General features: G+C 59.6%; 16 protein-coding genes. 6 read left to right on the forward strand and 10 right to left on the reverse strand.

All coding sequences use genetic code 11. From position 1 onward, the window contains the following. Nucleotides 1–99: 99 nt before the first annotated feature. Nucleotides 100–2,391, reverse strand: coding sequence for a beta-glucosidase BglX (bglX, locus tag PF1751_RS06800; RefSeq protein ID WP_010212288.1), 2,292 nt, complete (start codon nt 2,389–2,391; stop codon nt 100–102). Between the two features lie 238 nt (nt 2,392–2,629). On the opposite strand from bglX, the gene PF1751_RS06805 reads away from it, so the two are divergent. From PF1751_RS06805 to PF1751_RS06820, 4 genes are all read left to right on the forward strand, one after another. Beyond that, nucleotides 2,630–3,241, forward strand: a complete 612-nt coding sequence (locus PF1751_RS06805) for a LemA family protein (protein WP_010212287.1) — start codon at nt 2,630–2,632, stop codon at nt 3,239–3,241. An 18-nt stretch (nt 3,242–3,259) separates the two neighbouring features. Continuing rightward, on the forward strand, nt 3,260–3,988 hold the full coding sequence (locus PF1751_RS29630; protein WP_010212285.1) for a TPM domain-containing protein: 729 nt from the start codon (nt 3,260–3,262) through the stop codon (nt 3,986–3,988). Between the two features lie 28 nt (nt 3,989–4,016). Further along, the gene (locus PF1751_RS06815; RefSeq protein ID WP_010212282.1) at nt 4,017–4,634 is read left to right on the forward strand and encodes a TPM domain-containing protein; all 618 of its coding nucleotides are present in this window, start codon (nt 4,017–4,019) and stop codon (nt 4,632–4,634) included. Nucleotides 4,635–4,764: 130 nt separating this feature from the next. Continuing rightward, nucleotides 4,765–5,982, forward strand: coding sequence for a class I SAM-dependent methyltransferase (locus tag PF1751_RS06820; protein ID WP_044286749.1), 1,218 nt, complete (start codon nt 4,765–4,767; stop codon nt 5,980–5,982). Nucleotides 5,983–5,995: 13 nt separating this feature from the next. Here the strand turns inward: PF1751_RS06820 and PF1751_RS06825 are convergent, their stop codons facing one another. The 6 genes from PF1751_RS06825 to PF1751_RS06850 form a co-directional block, all read right to left on the reverse strand. After that, complete coding sequence (locus PF1751_RS06825; protein WP_042570696.1) at nt 5,996–6,895, reverse strand: DMT family transporter; 900 nt, start codon at nt 6,893–6,895, stop codon at nt 5,996–5,998. A 220-nt stretch (nt 6,896–7,115) separates the two neighbouring features. Beyond that, nucleotides 7,116–9,674, reverse strand: coding sequence for a TonB-dependent receptor (locus PF1751_RS06830; RefSeq protein ID WP_010212279.1), 2,559 nt, complete (start codon nt 9,672–9,674; stop codon nt 7,116–7,118). 128 nt (nt 9,675–9,802) lie between these two features. Continuing rightward, nucleotides 9,803–10,774 carry a FecR family protein gene (locus tag PF1751_RS06835; RefSeq protein WP_044286750.1) on the reverse strand — a complete coding sequence of 324 codons (972 nt, stop codon included), beginning with the start codon at nt 10,772–10,774 and terminating at the stop codon, nt 9,803–9,805. Beyond that, the gene (locus PF1751_RS06840; RefSeq protein WP_021492365.1) at nt 10,771–11,310 is read right to left on the reverse strand and encodes an RNA polymerase sigma factor; all 540 of its coding nucleotides are present in this window, start codon (nt 11,308–11,310) and stop codon (nt 10,771–10,773) included. Before PF1751_RS06840 ends, PF1751_RS06835 begins: the two co-directional genes overlap by 4 nt. 200 nt (nt 11,311–11,510) lie before the next feature. Next, nucleotides 11,511–12,383 carry a dihydrodipicolinate synthase family protein gene (locus PF1751_RS06845; protein WP_010212276.1) on the reverse strand — a complete coding sequence of 291 codons (873 nt, stop codon included), beginning with the start codon at nt 12,381–12,383 and terminating at the stop codon, nt 11,511–11,513. A 28-nt stretch (nt 12,384–12,411) separates the two neighbouring features. After that, nucleotides 12,412–13,194 (reverse strand): aldolase, encoded by a 783-nt coding sequence (locus PF1751_RS06850; protein ID WP_010212275.1) that lies wholly within the window; start codon nt 13,192–13,194, stop codon nt 12,412–12,414. A 105-nt stretch (nt 13,195–13,299) separates the two neighbouring features. Here PF1751_RS06850 and PF1751_RS06855 point away from each other — a divergent pair, with 105 nt between their 5' ends. Next, nucleotides 13,300–13,827 (forward strand): helix-turn-helix domain-containing protein, encoded by a 528-nt coding sequence (locus PF1751_RS06855; RefSeq protein ID WP_010212274.1) that lies wholly within the window; start codon nt 13,300–13,302, stop codon nt 13,825–13,827. Nucleotides 13,828–13,966: 139 nt separating this feature from the next. Here PF1751_RS06855 and PF1751_RS06860 read toward each other — a convergent pair whose 3' ends face one another. Then, nucleotides 13,967–14,983, reverse strand: coding sequence for a DUF4917 family protein (locus PF1751_RS06860; protein ID WP_044286751.1), 1,017 nt, complete (start codon nt 14,981–14,983; stop codon nt 13,967–13,969). Nucleotides 14,984–15,106: 123 nt separating this feature from the next. Here PF1751_RS06860 and yiaY point away from each other — a divergent pair, with 123 nt between their 5' ends. Then, nucleotides 15,107–16,255 carry an L-threonine dehydrogenase gene (yiaY, locus tag PF1751_RS06865; RefSeq protein ID WP_010212271.1) on the forward strand — a complete coding sequence of 383 codons (1,149 nt, stop codon included), beginning with the start codon at nt 15,107–15,109 and terminating at the stop codon, nt 16,253–16,255. Here yiaY and PF1751_RS06870 read toward each other — a convergent pair. Together PF1751_RS06870 and PF1751_RS06875 are read right to left on the reverse strand one after the other, a co-directional pair. Continuing rightward, nucleotides 16,222–17,409 (reverse strand): MFS transporter, encoded by a 1,188-nt coding sequence (locus PF1751_RS06870; RefSeq protein WP_010212270.1) that lies wholly within the window; start codon nt 17,407–17,409, stop codon nt 16,222–16,224. The genes yiaY and PF1751_RS06870 overlap by 34 nt on opposite strands. Nucleotides 17,410–17,512: 103 nt before the next feature. Then, nucleotides 17,513–18,739 (reverse strand): aminotransferase class I/II-fold pyridoxal phosphate-dependent enzyme, encoded by a 1,227-nt coding sequence (locus PF1751_RS06875; protein WP_044286753.1) that lies wholly within the window; start codon nt 18,737–18,739, stop codon nt 17,513–17,515. Between the last annotated feature and the right edge of the window lie 293 nt (nt 18,740–19,032).

The following is a 19,032-nucleotide window of genomic DNA, read 5'->3' on the forward strand; positions in this document are numbered from 1 at the left end:
GCGTGCTCGCGAAGGCTGCGTGTCAGTTACTAAAAACAGTGACTGATCCACCGCATTCGCGAGCACGCCCGCTCCCACATGTTCTGACCGCATCAGGCGTTAGAGCAGTTCGAAGGTCTGCTGCTGCACATCCTGGGAATCCAACCCGATCTGCACATTGAACTCACCCGGCTCTGCCGCGAACTTGAGCTGGGTATTGTAGAACTTCAAGTCCTCCTCGGTGATGGTGAAGTGCAGCGTGCGCTCTTCACCCGCCTTGAGCATGACCTTCTGGAAGTTCTTCAGCTCCTTGATCGGGCGGATCATCGAGCCGGCCACGTCTTGGATGTACAGCTGGACGACGGTTTCCCCATCCACCTTGCCGGTGTTTTTCACGGTGACACTGGCATCGAGCTTGCCGGTCTTGTTCAGCGTGGTGGACGACAGCGCCATGTCCGACAGGCTGAACGTGGTGTAGCTCAAGCCATATCCGAATGGGAACAGCGGCCCGGTGGTGTCATCGAAGTACTGCGAGGTGTAGTTGCCCGGCTTGCCTGGGGTGAACGGCCGGCCGATGGTCAGGTGGTTGTAGTAGGTGGGAATCTGCCCCACCGAGCGTGGGAAGGTGATCGGCAGCTTGCCTGACGGGTTGTAGTCACCAAACAGCACGTCGGCAATCGCGTTGCCGCCTTCGGTGCCGGCGAACCAGGTTTCCAGGATCGCGTCGGCCTGTTGGTTCTCTTCGAGGATCGACAGTGGACGGCCGTTCATCAGCACCAACACCAGCGGCTTGCCGGTAGCCTTCAGGGCCTTGATCAGGTCGCGCTGGCTCTGCGGGATGTTCAGGTCGGTGCGGCTCGAGGATTCGTGGGACATGCCACGGGACTCACCCACGGCGGCGACCACCACATCGGCCTCCTTGGCGGCCTTGACCGCTTCGTCGATCATCACCTGGGCAGGGCGGGTGTCATCCACCACTTCAGGGGCATCGAAGTTGAGGAAGTTCAGGTAGTCGACCACGGCCTTATCCTGGGTGATGTTGGCGCCACGGGCATAGATGATCTTGCCTTTTTCGCCAATCACCGCGTTGAGGCCGTCGAGCAGGGTGACCGATTGTTCCGGTTTGCCGGCAGCGGCCCAACTGCCCATCATGTCGATCGGCGCCTTGGCCAGCGGGCCGACCAGGGCGATGGTCGCGGATTTTTTCAGTGGCAGGGTGTTGTTCTGGTTTTTCAGCAGCACCAGGCTGCGGCGCGCGATGTCGCGGGCTTCTGCGCGGTGCAGGCGGCTTTCGGCGTAGGTGTCGGCCGGGTCGTCCTCGGCTTTGCCGATACGCAGGTAGGGGTCCTTGAACAGGCCCATGTCGTACTTGGCGCCGAGCACTTCGCGAACGGCGTTATCAATGTCGCTCTGTTCGATCTCGCCGGACTTGAGCAGCCCCGGCAATTCCTTGCCGTACAGCGAGTCGTTCATGCTCATGTCGATGCCGGCCTTGATTGCCAGCTTGGCGGCTTCGCGCCCATCCTTGGCCACGCCGTGCTTGATCAGTTCGAAGATCGCGCCATGGTCGCTCACGGCCAGGCCCTTGAAGCCCCAGTCCTTGCGCAGCAGGTCGTTCATCAGCCAGGTGTTGGCGGTGGCGGGTACGCCGTTGATCGAGTTCAGCGCCACCATCACGCCGCCGGAACCGGCCTTGATCGCCGCGTGGTACGGCGGCAGGTAGTCCTGGTACATCTTGACCGGGCTCATGTCGACCACGTTGTAATCGCGGCCGCCTTCCACCGCGCCGTACAGGGCGAAGTGCTTGACGCTGGCCATGATGCTGTCGGCATTCGCGGGGCTCACGCCCTGGAACGCCTTGACCATCACTTCGGCAATGCGCGAGACCAGGTAGGTGTCTTCACCGAAGCCCTCGGACGTACGACCCCAGCGTGGGTCGCGGGAGATGTCGACCATCGGCGCGAAGGTGATGTCGAGGCTGTCGGCGGCGGCTTCCTGGGCGGCGATGCGCCCGGAGCGGCCGATGGCGTCCATGTCCCAGCTGGAGGCAAGCGCCAGGCTGATCGGGAAAATCGTGCGGTGGCCGTGGATCACGTCGTAGGCGAAGAACATCGGGATCTTCAAGCGGCTGCGCATGGCCGCGTCCTGCATCGGACGGTTTTCCGGGCGGGTGATGGAGTTGAACGTGCCGCCGATGCGACCGGCGGCGATTTCCTTGCGGATCAGCTCACGGGGCATCTCGGGGCCGATGCTGATCAGGCGCAATTGGCCGATCTTTTCATCCAGGGTCATCTGCTTGAGCAGGTCGCTGACGAAGGCGTCCTTGTCCTTAAGCGCAGCAGGCTTTGTTTCTGCCCAGACGGGATGGGTGGCCAGAGTGGCAACAAGGCCGAGCAAACACAGCTTCTTCATGAATATCCTTTTTCGGCTCACTGCACAGCAATTACGCTGATCGGCCAAAATGTGGGGAGCGTCTATTGTTGTTCGGGTGTTGTTCAGATAAATGCAGCACACTCTGAACTCTTTTTCGCGCTGGGCATCTTTGTAGCTGATTGGTTCGATGCATTCCAGTGGTGGCGGATTATGCCCCAAGCGCGCGGTGTATAGGGTTAGTCGTAACATTCCATCAAGATTGGGCAGGAGAAACACCATGCAAGCAGCACAAGGTTACCGCTGGGGCTTGAAAGCCGCGGCGCTGCTATTGATCAGCACAGTGCTGAGCGGTTGTGGCATCAATAACATCCCGACCCTGGACGAACAGGCCAAAGCCGCCTGGGGTCAGGTGCAAAACCAATACCAACGCCGCGCCGACCTGATCCCCAACCTGGTGGAAGTGGTCAAGGGCTACGCTGCCCATGAGCAGGACACCCTCACCGCCGTGATTGAAGCACGGGCCAAGGCCACCTCGATCCAAGTGGATGCGAGCACCCTCGACAATCCGGAAAAACTCAAGCAGTTCCAACAGGCCCAGGACGGCTTGAGCGGTGCACTCAGCCGCTTGATGGTGGTGTCCGAGCGCTACCCGGACCTGAAGGCCAACCAGAACTTCCTGGCCCTGCAATCCCAGCTTGAAGGCACTGAAAACCGTATCGCCGTGGCCCGCCGCGACTTTATCCAGGCAGTGCAGGCCTACAACACCGAGATCCGCACCTTCCCGGGCCGCCTGTGGCACAGCGTGATGTACAGCGACTTGCCGATCCGCGCCACGTTTGAAGCCACCAGCGCCGATGCCGATAAAGCGCCGCAAGTGAAGTTCAAATAAGGCTGCACTGAGGTGTCGATGCGTTTATTACGGATAGGCCTGGCGCTGTGGTTGTTGGCCTGCGTGGGCGTGGCCCAGGCGGCGCTGAGCTTCCCGGCGTTGAGCGGGCGGGTGGTGGACACCGCCCAGATGATCGACCCGGCGGTGCGCGAGCAGATTACCCAGCAATTGCAGGCACTGGAGCAAACCCGTGGCGACCAGATCGTGGTGGTCACGGTGCCAGACCTGCAGGGCGTGCCCATTGAGGATTACGGTTATCAACTCGGCCGCCAATGGGGCATCGGCCAGAAGGGCAAGGACAACGGCGCGCTGTTGATCGTCGCCCGGGATGAGCGCAAATTGCGCATCGAAGTCGGCTATGGCCTCGAAGGCACGCTGACCGATGCGCAGTCCTGGGTGATCATCAACCAAGTGATCGCGCCTAAGTTCAAGGCCGGTAATTACAGCCAGGGCATCAGCGACGGCGTTTCGGCGATGGTGCAGGTGGTGGGCGGCGAGCCGCTGGCCGTGCCGGCGCATGTGGCGGATGCCAACTTTGCCAAGGATAATCCCGGGTTTTCCATTGGCCTGTTTATCCTGCTGATCGGCGTGTTGTGGCTGTGCAATCGCATGGGGCTGCCGGTGGGCGCTATCTTGCTGGCGATTCTCAGCAGCAGCGGCCGTGGCGGTGGTGGCGGGGGCGGCGGTGGTGGTTTCCGGGGCGGCGGTGGCGGCTTTGGCGGCGGCGGGGCTTCAGGCGGCTGGTGATGATAATAATGAGAGAGCAACGACAACCATGGCATTACTGACTGAACACGAGCAGCGCCAAGTCGCGGAAGCGATCGCCCGCGTCGAGAAAACCACCGACGCGGAACTGGTGACCGTGTTGGCCGCCCGCGCCGACGACTACGCCTACATCCCACTGTTGTGGGCCAGCCTGATCGCGTTGGTGGTGCCCGGTGTGGTGCATTACCTGTCGGGTTACCTGACCATGTACACCTTGTTGCTGGCGCAATGGGCGACATTCATCGTGTTGTGCCTGGTGTTCCGCCTGCCCAAGGTCACCACGCGGTTGATCCCCCGTTCGGTGCGCCACTGGCGTGCGTCCAACCTGGCGCGGCGGCAGTTCCTGGAGCAGAACCTGCACCACACGCTGGGCAGCACCGGCGTGCTGATCTTTGTCAGCGAGGCAGAGCGGTACGTGGAGATCCTGGTGGATGACGGCATTTCCAAACGCCTGGATGACAGCAGCTGGGATGTGATCGTCAAGGCGTTTACCCAGCAGGTGAAACAGGGGCAGACACTGGCTGGGTTTATCAGTTGCATCGAGGCCTGTGGCGAGTTGTTGAAGGTGCATGTGCCGGTGACGCAGACGCGTAACGAACTGCCGAATCGATTGGTCGTACTCGAGTAATCCAGACAGTGCAGTTCTAAATGTGGGTTTTGTGTCGGCAATACACTGACCGTTAGTCAAATAACCCCGTGCCCTGAACCGCTATCCCCCCTAAAATGCCCGGCATTCCCTGCCCGAGGCGTTTTAGTTCATGTCTGTCACCGCTCAACCTGCCCGTCCTGCGCCGGATCATCATGCCCAGTTCGTCGAACTGCTCAGCGCAAGCCTCGCGCAGAACGCCTTTATCAAGCTGGTGCTGGCCAAGTACGTCGGTGAGGAAGCCGAGTTGCATCGGCTGATCATCAAGCCGGTCACGGTCAAGGAACAGGCGTGCCTGTCCTTCGTCTACCGCTACAAGACCCGCGACATCACCAAGAACTTCCTGCTGGCGGAAGGTGTGGCGGCGATTGCCGAGTTGCTGCCAACCTCGTTCAAGAATGCGCACCTGCTGTCGCTGACTGACGAAGCCCAGTTGGAATACAGCAAAAAGAACAAAAGCTCACTGTTCAAAAGCAAGCCGCAGCAACTGCGTGAAGCGCCGTCGGCTGAACATAACCGTGAGAAGAATCGATTCCTCGATCTGAGCCGACCCTTTCTCGCCGACCTGGGCGTGACCGACGCCAAGCAGGCGCTGATCCCGTCGATGTCGCGCAAGTGGAAGCAGATCAACAAGTTCATCGAAGTGTTCAGCCATGCGCTCACCTCGTCACCCTTGAAGCTGGACCAGCCGGTGCGCGTCGCCGACTTCGGCTCGGGCAAGGGCTACCTGACCTTTGCCATTCACGACTACCTGCGCAACACCCTCAAGGCCGAAGGCGAAGTGACCGGCGTCGAGCTGCGCGAAGACATGGTGACCCTCTGCAACACCGCCGCCGCCCGCCTGGAGCATCCGGGGCTGGTGTTCAAATGCGGTGATGTGCGCAGCGTGGCGCCCAGCGAGCTGGACGTGATGATCGCCCTGCATGCCTGCGACATTGCCACGGACTACGCGATCCACACCGGCATCCGTTCCGGCGCGTCGATCATCATGTGCTCGCCGTGCTGCCACAAGCAGATCCGCCTGCAGATCCAGAGCCCGGCGCTGCTCAAGCCGATGCTGCAATACGGCCTGCACCTGGGCCAGCAGGCGGAAATGGTCACCGACAGCTTGCGTGCGTTGTTCCTCGAAGCCTGTGGTTATGAGACCAAGGTGTTCGAGTTCATCTCACTGGAGCACACCAACAAGAACAAGATGATTCTTGCGGTCAAACGCGCCGAGCCTGTGGACAACGCGCAGTTGCTGGAGAAAATCCAGGAGCTCAAGGCCTTCTACCACATCACCGAACACTGCCTGGAAACCCTGCTGCGCGCGGATGGCTACCTGGCCTGAAGCACGATGCGATTTAAAGAGTGGCAGCCTTGGGGGCTGGCGCAGGCTGCACCGCCGTCTTGCGCCCCAGCATCACCGTCACGATCACCCCACACGCAAACAGCCAGGTAATCGGCTCGATGTGTTCACCAAAGAACAGCGCCGAAAACGCGATGGTGAAGAAGATCTGCAACAGCTGGATCTGGCTGACTCGCGCAATCCCGCCCATGGCCAACCCGGCGTACCAGGCGAAGAACCCGAGGAATTGCGAAAACAGCGACACGTAGCCGAATGCCCACCAGGCGCGCATGGAAATCGCGCCTTGATGCTGCGCCGCCAGGTACCACACCGGCCCGATCAGCACGGGCGTCGACAGCACCAGCGCCCAGCAGATCACCTGCCAGCCGCCCATTTCCTTGGCCAGTCGGCCGCCTTCTGCGTAACCCAGCCCACCCACGGCAATCGCGCCCAGCATCAGCAAATCACCCGCCTGGATACTGCCGGCGCCGGTGATCAACGCATAACTCAATACCAACCCACTGCCCAGTGCCGCACAGGCCCAAAAGGCTTTCGACGGTCGTTCATGGGACAGCCACGCCGCGTACAGCGCCACGCACAGCGGTTGCAGGCCGTTGACCAGTGCGCCATGGGATGCCGGCAGGGTCTGCATGGCCCACGCTGACAGCACCGGGAAACCCAGGATCACGCCCGCGATCACCAGGCACAGCCCACGCACCTGACGCCAGGTCGGCCAGCGTTCGCGACGCCACAGCAACAGCGCCGCCGCCGGGATCGCCGCGAACAACGCACGGCCCAGGCCGTTGAGTAACGGATGGATTTCCTGCACCACGATGCGGGTGAAGGGCAGGGTCAGGCTGAAGATGATGACGCCCAGCAGGCCGAGGGCCATGCCGGTGTTTTCGCGCGAGCTCATGGAGAAGAACCGAATCTAGAGGGCTTCAAGGGAAGCCCATCTAGCCACATCCCTCACCGATCAAGGGTCTACAGCTGCGTGCGGATTTATCCGTACAGTTGCTGTCGGGTGGGAGCTGTCGAGCGTTCGCGAGGCTGCGATGGGCGCACCGCAGTTTTACGCAAAAAACGCGTCGCCTCCCTCGCGGGCACGCCCGGCTCCCACAACGGCCGTGCCCGTTTTAGAAGAAGCGCGTGACGCTGATCTTCGCGTCGCGGCCTTTGGTGTAGGCGCGGTCGCCACTCAGGGCCGGGCGGAAGTTGTTGTTGAACACGTTGTCCACGGTGAAGTTCACCTCAGTGCCTTTCAGGTAGGCCTGTTGTGGTTTCCATTTGGCGAACAGGCCCTGAGTGTTGTAGCGCTTGTTGCCGTACTGGTCGTAGAACAGGTCGCCCACGCCGCTGCCCGGGCCGCCGGAATAGTTGTCGCTGGGCAAACGGGAGGTCGCGCCGATGAACTGGCCGGTCCAGCCGACCTGGGCATCCCAGGCGGGAATATGGGTGCCAAGCACCAGTACCCATTTGGTCGGCGGGATATCCCGTGCCGCCACATCCGGACCCCAGGGGTTGGTGTAGGCGCCTTCATGATCACCCTTGGCATAGGCGAACGACACCGAGCCAAACAGGTAGGTGGAATTGTAGAAAGATTCGAGCTCGAAGCCCTTGATGGTCAGGCCACCGATGTTGCGATAGTTGGACAGGGCGCCCGGCGGGCAAGCCGTGGAGATGCTGCCGCCGTTAATGGCCTGGTTCTGGCAGCCGACGCCTGTAGCCTTGAAGATTTCGTCTTCGACTTTGTTGTGGAAGAAGGTGGTGCGCAGTTGCAGGTTGTCGTCGTGGGCGATCAGGTTGTCGAAGCTGCTGACGCTGCCCACGCTGATCGAGGTGATGCGTTCCGGGTCGAGGTCGACACTGGTGGCGGTGCGGCTGCCCAGGCCTTGGACTTCGTACTGTTCGTCGATCACTGGCGCGCGCCAGGTCTTGCTCCAGTTGGCGAACAGCCCGAGGTTCGGGTTGACGGTCCAGAACACTGCCAGGCGCGGCGACCAGCCGGTGTAGGTGCGGTCGCTGTAGTCGTGGCCAATGGACGGATCGGGGTTGCTGTAGTACGGCGCATCGTTGGCTTCGCCGCGGTTGCGGACGTGGTCGTAGCGCATCGATGGCGTGATGGTGACGTCGCCCAGGGTCACCGCATCCTGCACGAAGAAACTGTTGGTATCGACTTTGCCGTGGGGCATGAAGCCCGGCTGGAAATGCCCGTAGTTGTAACGCGGGGTGTTGTAGGTGGTACCCGGCATCCACATCTCGGTCTCGCGGATGTGCTTGCGGATCTGCCCGCCCACGGTGACGGCATGTTGCAACGGGCCAGTGTCAAACAAGCTGACGTTGCGCACGTCGAGGTTTTTGTCGGTGTAGGCGGTGTCCATTTTGCGCCCGCCGGTGGCCAGTTGAAAAAATGCCGTGGCGTCGCGTTCGTCGGTCTGGTCGGTGTTGGACTGGGAGTATTTGACGGTCAGGTCCACCAGCGGGTTATCCACGGGTGTGTATTCGTATTTGCCCGACCAAGTGGTGTCGACCGTGTCGCGATGGGCCAGAAAACGCTTCAGCGCTGCTTCGTAGCCATAGCGGTCAATGTTGGCCTGGGTGGGCGGCGTCGGGTAGCTGGCCGCTGAGAACGGCGTCCAGCGGTTGCTGTGTGACCGCGAGTAGGACAAGCCAACGGCGTGCTCTTCGGTGAAGTGGGCGTTGACCTTGAACAGCTTGCCGTCGACATTCTGGGCGGAGTTCGGCAGGCGCTGAGGGTTGATTGGGTACTGATTGTTTTCGTTGGGCAGTTTGGCGGCGACCTTCATGTCGTCGCCGTCGCGTTGGGTCAGGTAGGCCAGTGCGTCGAAACGACCATCGTCGGTACGTCCGAACACGGCGCTGCTGTAGACCTGCTCATGGTCGTTGCTGGAGTAACCGTATTTGAGCATCGCGCCACTGTTGCGACCGTCCTTGAGCAGGTCGGGGGCATCCTTGGTGGTCATGTTGACCGTACCGCCAAACCCGCCGTTGCCGGTGAAGGGGGAGTTGGGGCCTTTCTCCACCTCAATGCTTTTGATCAGCTCGGGCTCGATGAAGACTGTGCCTTGCTGATAGCGCTCAAAGCCGCTCTTGGTGGCCCCATCGACGGTCAGCGGTACGTCTTCGGCATCACCGAACCCGCGGATATTGATGGTCTGGCCGCCAGGTTTCAGCGAGCCGCCCTGGCTAACGCCCGGCAGGGTCTGCAGCAGGCTGGGGATGTTATTGGACTGGTAACGGTCGATGTCTTCCTGGCTCAGGGTGGAGCGGCCGACGGTGCTGGAATTGACCTCGGTACCTGTGCCGATCACGCTCAGAGCGTCCAATTGGATCACGCCGCTCTGGGTGGTGGTGCCTTCATCGGGGCGCACGACGTAGGTGCTGCCGACCTTGATCAAGGTGAGCTCACCGTTTTTCAGCAGGGTGCGAATCGCCACTTCCGGCGTGAAGTTGCCGTTGAGTGCCGGCGCCTGCACGTTCTTGAGCAGTTCTTCATCGAACAACAGCTGGATTTTCGCCTGCTGCGCCACCTGGCTCAAGGATGTCGCCAGCGGCTGCGCCGGCAGTTGCAGCGTGAGCGACTCGGCCTGTGCATTGAGGCTGAATACCAGGCAGCTAGCGATGAGCGTCGGTCGAAAGAACAGGTGCGAAGCGTGGCAAGGCGCGCGAAACATGAAATCCCCCGGTGTGGCCAAATGGCCGAAAAGGTGTACGTATCGAACTCAGACCGGAGGAAGACGGGGCTGGCGGAAAAATCCACACCCGCGAATGCAAAATATTCTCAAATAAGAATTCTGTCGGGTTATTTGCTCGGTTCGATGCGTACGATGCCATCTGCCGACGTCACGGTTTTGACCGGCAACAGCGCAGGCAGGGCGTTGAGCAGGGCGTCGGGATCATTCACATCCAGATTGCCCGAGACCTTCAGGTGCGCCACGGCGTTGCTGACCTGCAACGGTGCCTGGGGGCGGTACAGGCTCAGCTCATCGATCAGGCTGGCGAGGTCGCGGTTGCGAAACGACAGGTGACCGCTGCGCCAGTCGGCAACCTCTCCGGCGGTGAGCGTTTGCTGCTGTACCGTGCCCTTGGCGTAACTGAAGATCGCGCGTTGCTGGGCGCCCAGCAGGGTGACCGGGATTTTTGCATCAGGCTCGAACGCGACCTGGCCATGGGCGACGCTGACCACCAGTTGCTGTTGGCTGCGCCGCACATCGAAGCCGGTGCCGACCACGCGGATATTGGCCTCGCCCGCTTGCACGAACAGCGGCCGTTCTTTGTCGGCGGCCACTTCGAGGTACAGCTGGCCCTTGTCCAGGTGCACGATGCGCTGGTGCGCGGTGAAATCCACGCGCACGCGGGTGTTGGCATTTACATACACGCTGCTGCCATCGGGCAGGTTGAGCGTGCGCATGCCTTTGGCGTGGGCTGCGACCTGGGTGTGATACAGCTCACGGGGCGCGCCGAGGTGGGGGGCCATTACCGCGCACAACAACGCGGCCGCCACGGCCAGGGCTGGGCGCCACACCGACGGTTTGCGTTTGGGCAGTGCCGTGGGCTTGTTCAGTTGCTGCAGCTGGGCCAGGTCTGACCACAGTTGCTCGAATTCGGCATAGGCGCGGGCATGGGCGGGCTCGGCTTGCCAGGCGGCAAAGGCCTTGCGGTCGGCACGCCCCACGTCATTATTGCGGTTGCGGGCAAACCAGCTGGCGGCTTGGGCATCGATGGAGTCACTGTCCTTGATGTCCAGCAAGTCGGTGTCGCTCAGGCGGTTCATTCTGGCTGCTCCGTGCCGGGTTCGTGTTGAAGGCGTCGCTTGCAATGCAGCAGGGCAAAAGCGATGTGCTTTTCCACCATGCTGGTCGATATGCCCATGCGCTCGGCGATCTGCGCCTGGCTCAAGCCTTCGAAGCGGTGCAGCATAAGGGCTTCTCGCCGGCGGGGCGAGAGTTCGGCGAGGACTTCTTTCAACTGTTCCAGGCGTTGCAGGCGTTGCACGGCGGCCATGGGATCGTTTTGCTCGTCGGTGGCAGGCTCGGCGTCCATGTCGGCCTGATCAGAGTGGACGGTGTGCCGTACCTTCTGTTTGCGCCAGTGATCACGCAGCAGGTTGCGCGCCATCTGGAACAGAAACGCCCGTGGCTGCTCGACCTTGGCGCGGTCGCGGTAGTCCAGCCACTGAGTGAAGACATCCTGGGTCATGTCCGCGGCGTCGCTGGCGTTGTCTGTGCGCTTGCGCAGGAAATACAGAATATCTGTATAGAACCCGCGAAAGGCATCGGCCGACAGCGGGTCGGGCTTGGGACGAGACATGGATATCCTTCTTGACGAAGCACGACTTGGAGAAAGTCGCGAATGGTATCGAGAACCATTGTCATTTGTCTCTATTTTACGGATGTACCCAGTAAAAAATGTGGGAGCGGGCTTGCTCGCGAAAGCGGTGTGTCAGTCGATTTATCCATTGACTGGCGCACTGCATTCGCGAGCAAGCCCGCTCCCACAGGGAGTCGTGGTTAGCGCAGTAATGTTTTCAGTTGTTCGATCCCCACTTCACCCAGCGGGAACACCGGCAACCGAGGATCACCGGCTTCCAATCCGGTCAACCGCAGCCCGGCTTTGATTGTGGCTGGCAATCCACCCTTGAGGATGAAGTCCAGCAACGGCAACTGGCGGTAAAACACTTCCCGCGCCTGGGTCAGGTCATTCGCCAATACCGCCTCATATAACGCCAGATTGAGCTCTGGGATCAGGTTCGGCGCCGCCGTGCACCAACCCTTGGCGCCCGCCGCGAAGGCTTCCAGCGCCAAGGGGTTGCAGCCGTTGTAGAACGGCACGTCGCTCTGGCGATGCAGGTGGTGCATGCGCTGGATATCCCCGGTGCTCTCCTTGACCATGGTCACGTTGGGGACCTGCTTGATGATGCGCAGGATCAGGTCCACCGACATGTCCGTGCCACTGGTGGCCGGGTTGTTGTAGAGCATGATCGGTACGCCGATGCTGTCGCCGATCGCGGCGTAGTGGGCGAGGATTTCCGCTTCGCTGAGTTTCCAGTAAGACGTCGGCAGCACCATCACCACATCGGCGCCATTGGCTTCGGCGTAGCGGGCGCGGCGTACGGCTTTGGCGGTGGTGAGGTCGGATACGCTGACGATGGTCGGCACGCGACGGGCGATTTTTGCCAGGCTGTAGGCGCTGACTTCGTCCCACTCGGCGTCGCTCAAGTACGCACCTTCACCGGTGCTGCCCAGTGGCGCAATGGCGTGCACACCCCCCTCGATCAGGCGGTCGATGGAGCGACCCAGTGTGTTGAGGTCAATGCGTTGGCCGTCGGTGCTGAACGGGGTGATGGTGTAGCCGATGATGCCGTGAATGTTAGGGCTGGACATGGAAAATCTCCGGTCGGAAAAGGGCAATTCAGTTCAGGCAATCGGCGTGTTGACGCAGGTTCTGCCGGGCGTAGTAGTTGAACGCGGCGCCATGGCGCTTGGGTCGGGAGATCCAGTCGTGGGCCTCGCGTCCCAGCTCCGGCAGGATCGGCTTGATGGTGCCGGCCGACATCGCCAGCAACTGCAATTTGGCCGCGCGCTCGATCAACTGCGCGATCACGCAGGCCTCCTCAATGCTCGCCCCGGTGGACAACTGACCGTGGTGCGAAAGCAGGATCGCGCGTTTGTCACCCAGTGCCGTGGTAATGATTTCGCCTTCTTCATTGCCCACCGGTACGCCCGGCCAAGCCTCCAGGAAGGCGCAGTCTTCGTACAGCGGGCAAAGGTCCATATGGGACACCTGCAGCGGCACTTCCAGCATCGACAGCGCGGCGATATGGGTGGGATGAGTGTGGATGATGCAGTTTACGTCCGGCCGCCCACGGTAGACCCAGCTGTGAAAACGGTTGGCGGGGTTGGGGATGCCGTGGCCTTCCAGTACTTCAAGATCCTCGTTTACCAGCAACAGGTTGCTGGCGGTGATCTCATCAAAACCCAGGCCCAATTGCTGAGTGTAATAGGTGCCCTGTTCCGGCCCGCGCGCGGTGATCTGCCCGGCGAGGCCAGAGTCGTGGCCGTTCTCGAACAGGATGCGGCAAGTGAGCGCCAGCTTTTGCCGGTCAGTCCACGTATTATCTGCCAGGGTGTTTTGCATCTGGACGAGTGCTTGCTTGACCAGTTGGTCTTTTGGGAGTGCTAATGTCTTGGCCATATCGGGTGTCCTGGGTGGCTGCTAATGACACTAATGATGCTATATGACACTTTGTGTCATTGGCAAGCACAGCTCATCGCTTACTGCATGGATAAATCGCAGCGCATGTCTATCCGTTTGAAATTATTGAGAAAAAAACTTGGTGTTACTTTGGAAGCCCTGGCTGAAAAGTCCGGGATGACCAAGAGTTACCTGTCCAAGGTGGAGCGCGGGCTCAACACGCCTTCGATTGCCGCCGCGCTGAAGCTGGCCAAGGCGCTGAACGTGAAGGTCGAAGAGCTGTTCAGCGAAGACAGCGTCAGCCTCGACAGCTACAGCCTGGTGCGCAGCCATGAACGGCCTGACACGTCACCCGGTTATGCGGTGCTGGCCCATCAGGTCAGTGAACGCAGCCTGCTGCCGTTCATCATCTATCCGCCGGCGGAGTTCACCGACAAGACCTTCAAGGAGCATCTGGGGGAAGAGTTTCTGTTTGTGCACGAAGGCCAGGTGGAGGTGGATTTCATGAACGAACGGGTGATCCTGGAGCGTGGCGATGCGCTGCACTTCAATGCGCAGAAGCCCCATCGGCTGCGTTCGGTGGGGGATGTGCAGGCGCAATTGCTGGTGGTGGTGCACAGCGCGGAAGACTGACGTCGCGCTGGCCTTGTGAACGCGGTCAATGTGGGAGTGGGCTTGCCTGCGATAGCATCACCTCGATTCAGCTGACAGACCGCGGTGCCTGTATCGCAGGCAAGCCAGCTCCCACAATGGATCGAAGTCGCACAAAAAATCAGCGTTCGACAGGCACTGACAGCGCAGGATGACCCAATGGATGCGTCCGCGCCGCAAAGAACTTCAGTGCCACGCCAGTCCCATCGAACAATTCCGAATACCGCCGCTTCTGCTGGCGGATGAACCCATCACTGCGCCCCGACACCGAGATCGCCAGCGTCGTCACGTTGGCCTGGCGAATCGCATCCACCAGGTGTTTATCCTGTGGGCCCAACTCATGCCCGAAGATGCACAGCGCCCCTTCGTGGCTCAGCAACTGCTCATAGCAGAACGACAAATAATCCGAACTGCGGATGGTCTTGAGCTTCTCTTCCACCTTGCCCTCACTGACGAACAGCGGCACATCATCAAGGGTCTTGATCGTGTTGTTGATCGCAAAACTGCTGAGCAAGGTGCTGTCGGTGGTCGGCAATTTGCGTGCGGTGCCATCGAGGTTGCGCACCAGGTGCAGGCCGCCGTGCAGGTAGAGGATGCGCGTGGTATCGGTGCGGGTATTGCGCAGGTCGAAGCTGGCGTCGGCGCTGCGGAACAGGTCGTCGATGCCTGGTGTGTGCAGGATCGCCCAATAGTTGAGCAAGTCGTAGTTGCTGGTGAACACGGTGGCGTAATGCTTCAGCTCATCGTTGATCGTCGCCAGCGTCGACGGCTGCACCAGGCGCCACGGGATATGCACCGCGTGGATGGTATTGATCAAGGCTTCCTTGATCGCGTAATAACGATTGCGCGGCGCCGCTGAGCTGACGGCCAGGGCTTTGTTGACCCGGCTGGTGGTCTTCAACGCGCCCAGGGCTTGCTCGAAGCTGCGGGTTTGCAGGGCGTCGAACACGCTGAGTTCGGATTGGCTGAGGGGTTTTTCTTCGACTGTACGGGCGTTTTCCAACAGCGAGTCGTAGGCAAAGTCTTCCCAAATCGTACGGCTCGCGCCATTGCCGATCAGAATCCCGCTGAAGTCGGTGCTGCTGCGCACTGCGCTCCAGTCTTCAAGGTGGGCGTCAATATCCTGGAAATCCTTCATTGCGGCGGGTCTACTCGAAATCGGCTGAGCGGTGACTTTATCACGGGTCGACGTTGATCCTGATCAAGATGCCGCAGAGGGCGCAGGTTGATGCTGTAGGTATAAAGCCTCTGAGGATTCGCCATGAGCAGCACCTTCTTCATCCCCGCCGTCAACATCATGGGCACCGACTGCCTCGACGAAGCCATGATCGCCATCCGCAACTATGGTTTTCGCAAGGCGCTGATCGTCACTGACGCCGGCCTGGCCAAGGCGGGCGTTGCGAGCATGATCGCCGAGAAACTGGCGATGCAGGACATCGACTCGGTGATCTACGATGGCGCCAAGCCCAACCCCAACGTTGAAAACGTCGAAAAAGGCCTGACCCTGTTGCAGGAAAGCGCCTGTGATTTTGTGGTGTCCCTGGGCGGCGGCTCACCCCATGACTGCGCCAAGGGTATCGCCCTGTGCGCGACCAACGGCGGGCATATCGGCGACTACGAAGGCGTCGACCAGTCCAGCAAACCGCAACTGCCCCTGGTGGCCATCAACACCACCGCCGGCACCGCCAGCGAGATGACCCGTTTCTGCATCATTACCGACGAAACCCGCCATGTGAAAATGGCCATCGTCGACCGCAACGTCACGCCGCTGCTGTCGGTCAACGACCCGAGCCTGATGGTCGGCATGCCCAAGGGCCTCACCGCCGCCACCGGCATGGACGCGCTGACTCATGCCATCGAAGCCTACGTGTCCACCGCCGCCAATCCGATCACCGACGCTTGCGCGATCAAGGCCATCGAACTGATCAGCGCCAACCTGCGCCTGGCGGTACGCGATGGCAGCGACAAAGCCGCGCGGGAGAATATGGCCTATGCGCAATTCCTCGCCGGCATGGCCTTCAACAACGCGTCCCTGGGTTTTGTGCACGCCATGGCGCACCAGTTGGGCGGTTTCTACGACCTGCCGCACGGCGTGTGCAACGCGGTGTTGCTGCCCCACGTGCAAAGCTTCAACGCCAGCGTCAGCGCCAAACGCCTGAGCGACGTAGGCCGCGCTTTGGGCGCCGACGTCAAGGGTTTCAGCGACGAAGAGGGCGCCCAGGCCGCCATCGCCGCGATTCGTAGCCTGGCCCATGACGTTGAGATTCCCGCCGGATTGCGCGAGCTGGGTGCCAAGTTGCAGGACATTCCATTGCTGGCGACCAACGCACTGAAGGATGCCTGCGGACTGACCAACCCTCGGCGGGCGGATCAACGTCAGATTGAGGAGATCTTCCGCAGCGCGTTTTGATCTGCCCGGCAGCGGGCGACGCACACCCACGCGGCGCCCGCCAACGCCATACATAAAGCCGCCAACGACCATGCCTGCTGACTCACTAGCAGGCTCGCCATACCGCCAATCAACGCCGCCATGAGTTGGTGCATGAAACCGCTCAACGCCATGGCGTAGGAACCACTCACCGGCGACTCATCGTTGGCCACGGACAAACTGATTGGGTAACTCATCGACTGCCCCAGCACTGCCACGCAATACGGCAGCCACAACAAGATGGCGAGCCCGCCAGCAAACACACTGCCTAAAAGCATCACTGCCGTTCCTGTCAGCAACAGGGCTACGCCCCAGCCCATCATCGTTAATCGACCCGAGCGCGCCACAAAGCGGTTGACCATCAATGCCCCCGCCAGATAAGCCGCGCTGATTGGCCAACCCAACCCACCATATTGCGCCGCGCTCCACTCGAAACGCCCTTGCAGTATCAACGGTGCACAGGTGTTGAAGGCAATGATCACCCCATAACCCAGGCCACCGGCCAAGGCTGGGTACAGAAACGGTGGATGCCGCACGATCGTGGCATAGATGCGCCAGGCGGATAGAGACTCGTCAGCTTTCACCAGTGCCGGGAACATCACCCGCTGCAACACCAGCATCAACCCGAGCGCGCCAATCGCCAACCCGTAGAAGATCGCCTCCCAGCCCAAGATCACCTGCAACAACGAACCTGCGAATTGGCCGATACCCAAGGCAATCACAAAGGTCATGCCCAGCCACGACAAACCCTTTGCCAGCAAAGCACCGCTGAAACTATCACGCACCAATACTCGCGCCATCACCGAAACACCGCCCGCGCCCAGCCCTTGAACCAGCCGCAATGCCAGGAACGCTTCAACGTTGAACGCTGAAGGGATTGCTGCACTCGCCAACGCATACACGGCAAGCGCTGCCAACAGCACAGGCTTGCGCCCAAAGCGTTCGCTCAGGTGGCCCCACAACAACATCGGCAAAGCCATGCCGACCAAGTAGATCGCTAGGGCCAGCGCGACGTGGCCTTCGGCGGCGGGGAGGGAACGTGCGATTGCTGGCACGGCGGGCAGGTAGCTGCTGATTCCGACTTGGGCGAGGAAGGCGGCACTGCAGGCTAGGGTGAGGGTGGTCGAGTTTTTCAAGAATGGGCATCCGTCATTGCGAGTGTTGAGCAAGTCATCGAAAACCCAACTGTTAGAACGAGCCGCATTGTTAGAAACTCTGAATTATTGGAAAGCACAAAGATTAAAGGTCGATTTTATTTTCTTCTATCAGACTCATGAGCCTTGAGCAAAATGAAAGTATTGTTTCATGGGCCATGTCCGCTCGGAGCGTTACGCGAATTGCCGCGTTCCCTCGGGGCACCACGGGGAAAAACACGGCCGAAGTGAAGAAGCCACTGTTAGCGAGTTGTGCAGCGATTATGTTCGCTTTTTCCGCCTCGCCACAGGGTATCAAACGGATAGCAGTGCGCGTACCTTGCTGCTCCGTCTCTATAAGGCTGTCAAATAGCTGTATGTTGGCGAGGAGCCTTTCCTGGAGTATAAGTAACTCATTCGTTTGATGGATTTTTATAGAGGCTAGGCCTGCGCCGATAGAGGCGGAATTTAAACTTTGGGACCAGTTGCTAGGACCGCCGTATCGATACATGAGGCTCTTTTGTTTTTCACTACCAAACATCACTAATCCTCCGCTGGCACCGAATGACTTGCCGAGAGACGCGACAATCAAAGTTTGATCGTCTAGCGATTGAAAGTGTGGTCGGATGAATCCTCTTCCTTTCTCTCCAAATGCAGATAAAGCGTGAGAGTCGTCCAGATAAAGAAATAGCCCATACCGCGATTTAAGATAGAGCAAGCTGTCAATATCCGCTTGTCCACCCATGCTGTAGATGCCGTCCGCTATGTAAGCGACGTGTTTGCGCGTCTTACATAAGTCTTCAATAAAACATATGTCATTGTGAGGTGCGGTTGTTACGTCTGTCTCATCTGCACAGGAAGCTTTAATATGGTTCATCGAATAATGAGAGTGTTTGTCGAATACCATTGTCGGGGGCGTGTTATCAGTGAAGGCGCCACTAGCAAGTAAGGGCAATAAGCCGGCACTGGCTGCACTGCAGGACAAGGTGCTTAGATATGTTGAGTTTAATAGAGTTGATAGCGTTGTTTCGTATTGCTCAAGTATGTCTAGCTTGCATCGATTTTTTGAATTTGCGATTCGTAATGTCTTAGCGGTCGTTATGCCTTGGATCGCGCCTTCCAATATTTGTGGGTGGTAGTCAAGACCAAGATATGAGGTGGTGCAGAAGTGGTGAAGGTCTCGTCCATATTGGTCAGTAAAATAGTTGGGTTTCTTTACGGTTGCATTAAGTTCACAAATTCGTCCGGTTTTGGCTGATTGCCAGTCTTTATCAGAGAGCGCGATTATCTTTTTGTGGTTTGAGAATTTATGTGTGACTTGTGGGGTTTCCATTTTTTCGTCCTTGGAGGTGATGGGCGGAAACAGTAACGGGAAAAGTTTTGAAGGTTAAGTCAGGCGCTTCCTATACGATCAATGCCAGGCGAATATTTTAGTGTGAGTAATTTCCTACGAGGTTTAATGGCAAATCAATGTTTGCGTCTATGTAGTAATGGGGGCGAGGAGTATTTTATTGTGGTGTGTCGAGCTAAGCGTTTGAGGGGGCTTGCGATTTGTTGAGGTCGCCTCTCACTATATTGAGTAAGGTGGCAGTGTTGAGGACGGATGTGACGATGGCTTTCGAAGGC

The organism is Pseudomonas simiae (assembly GCF_000934565.1).
GTDB classification, from domain to species: Bacteria; Pseudomonadota; Gammaproteobacteria; order Pseudomonadales; family Pseudomonadaceae; genus Aquipseudomonas; species Aquipseudomonas simiae.

Excerpts from the sequence above, each read along its gene's own strand:
- PF1751_RS06860 (WP_044286751.1), bottom strand. The coding sequence starts at position 14,983 with ATGAAGGATTTCCAGGATATTGACGCCCACCTTGAAGACTGGAGCGCA.
- PF1751_RS06855 (WP_010212274.1), top strand. The coding sequence starts at position 13,300 with ATGTCTATCCGTTTGAAATTATTGAGAAAAAAACTTGGTGTTACTTTG.
- PF1751_RS06875 (WP_044286753.1), bottom strand. The coding sequence starts at position 18,739 with ATGGAAACCCCACAAGTCACACATAAATTCTCAAACCACAAAAAGATA.
- PF1751_RS06845 (WP_010212276.1), bottom strand. The coding sequence starts at position 12,383 with ATGTCCAGCCCTAACATTCACGGCATCATCGGCTACACCATCACCCCG.
- PF1751_RS06830 (WP_010212279.1), bottom strand. The coding sequence starts at position 9,674 with ATGTTTCGCGCGCCTTGCCACGCTTCGCACCTGTTCTTTCGACCGACG.
- PF1751_RS06840 (WP_021492365.1), bottom strand. The coding sequence starts at position 11,310 with ATGTCTCGTCCCAAGCCCGACCCGCTGTCGGCCGATGCCTTTCGCGGG.
- PF1751_RS06835 (WP_044286750.1), bottom strand. The coding sequence starts at position 10,774 with ATGAACCGCCTGAGCGACACCGACTTGCTGGACATCAAGGACAGTGAC.
- PF1751_RS06805 (WP_010212287.1), top strand. The coding sequence starts at position 2,630 with ATGCAAGCAGCACAAGGTTACCGCTGGGGCTTGAAAGCCGCGGCGCTG.
- PF1751_RS29630 (WP_010212285.1), top strand. The coding sequence starts at position 3,260 with ATGCGTTTATTACGGATAGGCCTGGCGCTGTGGTTGTTGGCCTGCGTG.
- PF1751_RS06825 (WP_042570696.1), bottom strand. The coding sequence starts at position 6,895 with ATGAGCTCGCGCGAAAACACCGGCATGGCCCTCGGCCTGCTGGGCGTC.
- PF1751_RS06820 (WP_044286749.1), top strand. The coding sequence starts at position 4,765 with ATGTCTGTCACCGCTCAACCTGCCCGTCCTGCGCCGGATCATCATGCC.
- bglX (WP_010212288.1), bottom strand. The coding sequence starts at position 2,391 with ATGAAGAAGCTGTGTTTGCTCGGCCTTGTTGCCACTCTGGCCACCCAT.
- yiaY (WP_010212271.1), top strand. The coding sequence starts at position 15,107 with ATGAGCAGCACCTTCTTCATCCCCGCCGTCAACATCATGGGCACCGAC.
- PF1751_RS06815 (WP_010212282.1), top strand. The coding sequence starts at position 4,017 with ATGGCATTACTGACTGAACACGAGCAGCGCCAAGTCGCGGAAGCGATC.
- PF1751_RS06850 (WP_010212275.1), bottom strand. The coding sequence starts at position 13,194 with ATGGCCAAGACATTAGCACTCCCAAAAGACCAACTGGTCAAGCAAGCA.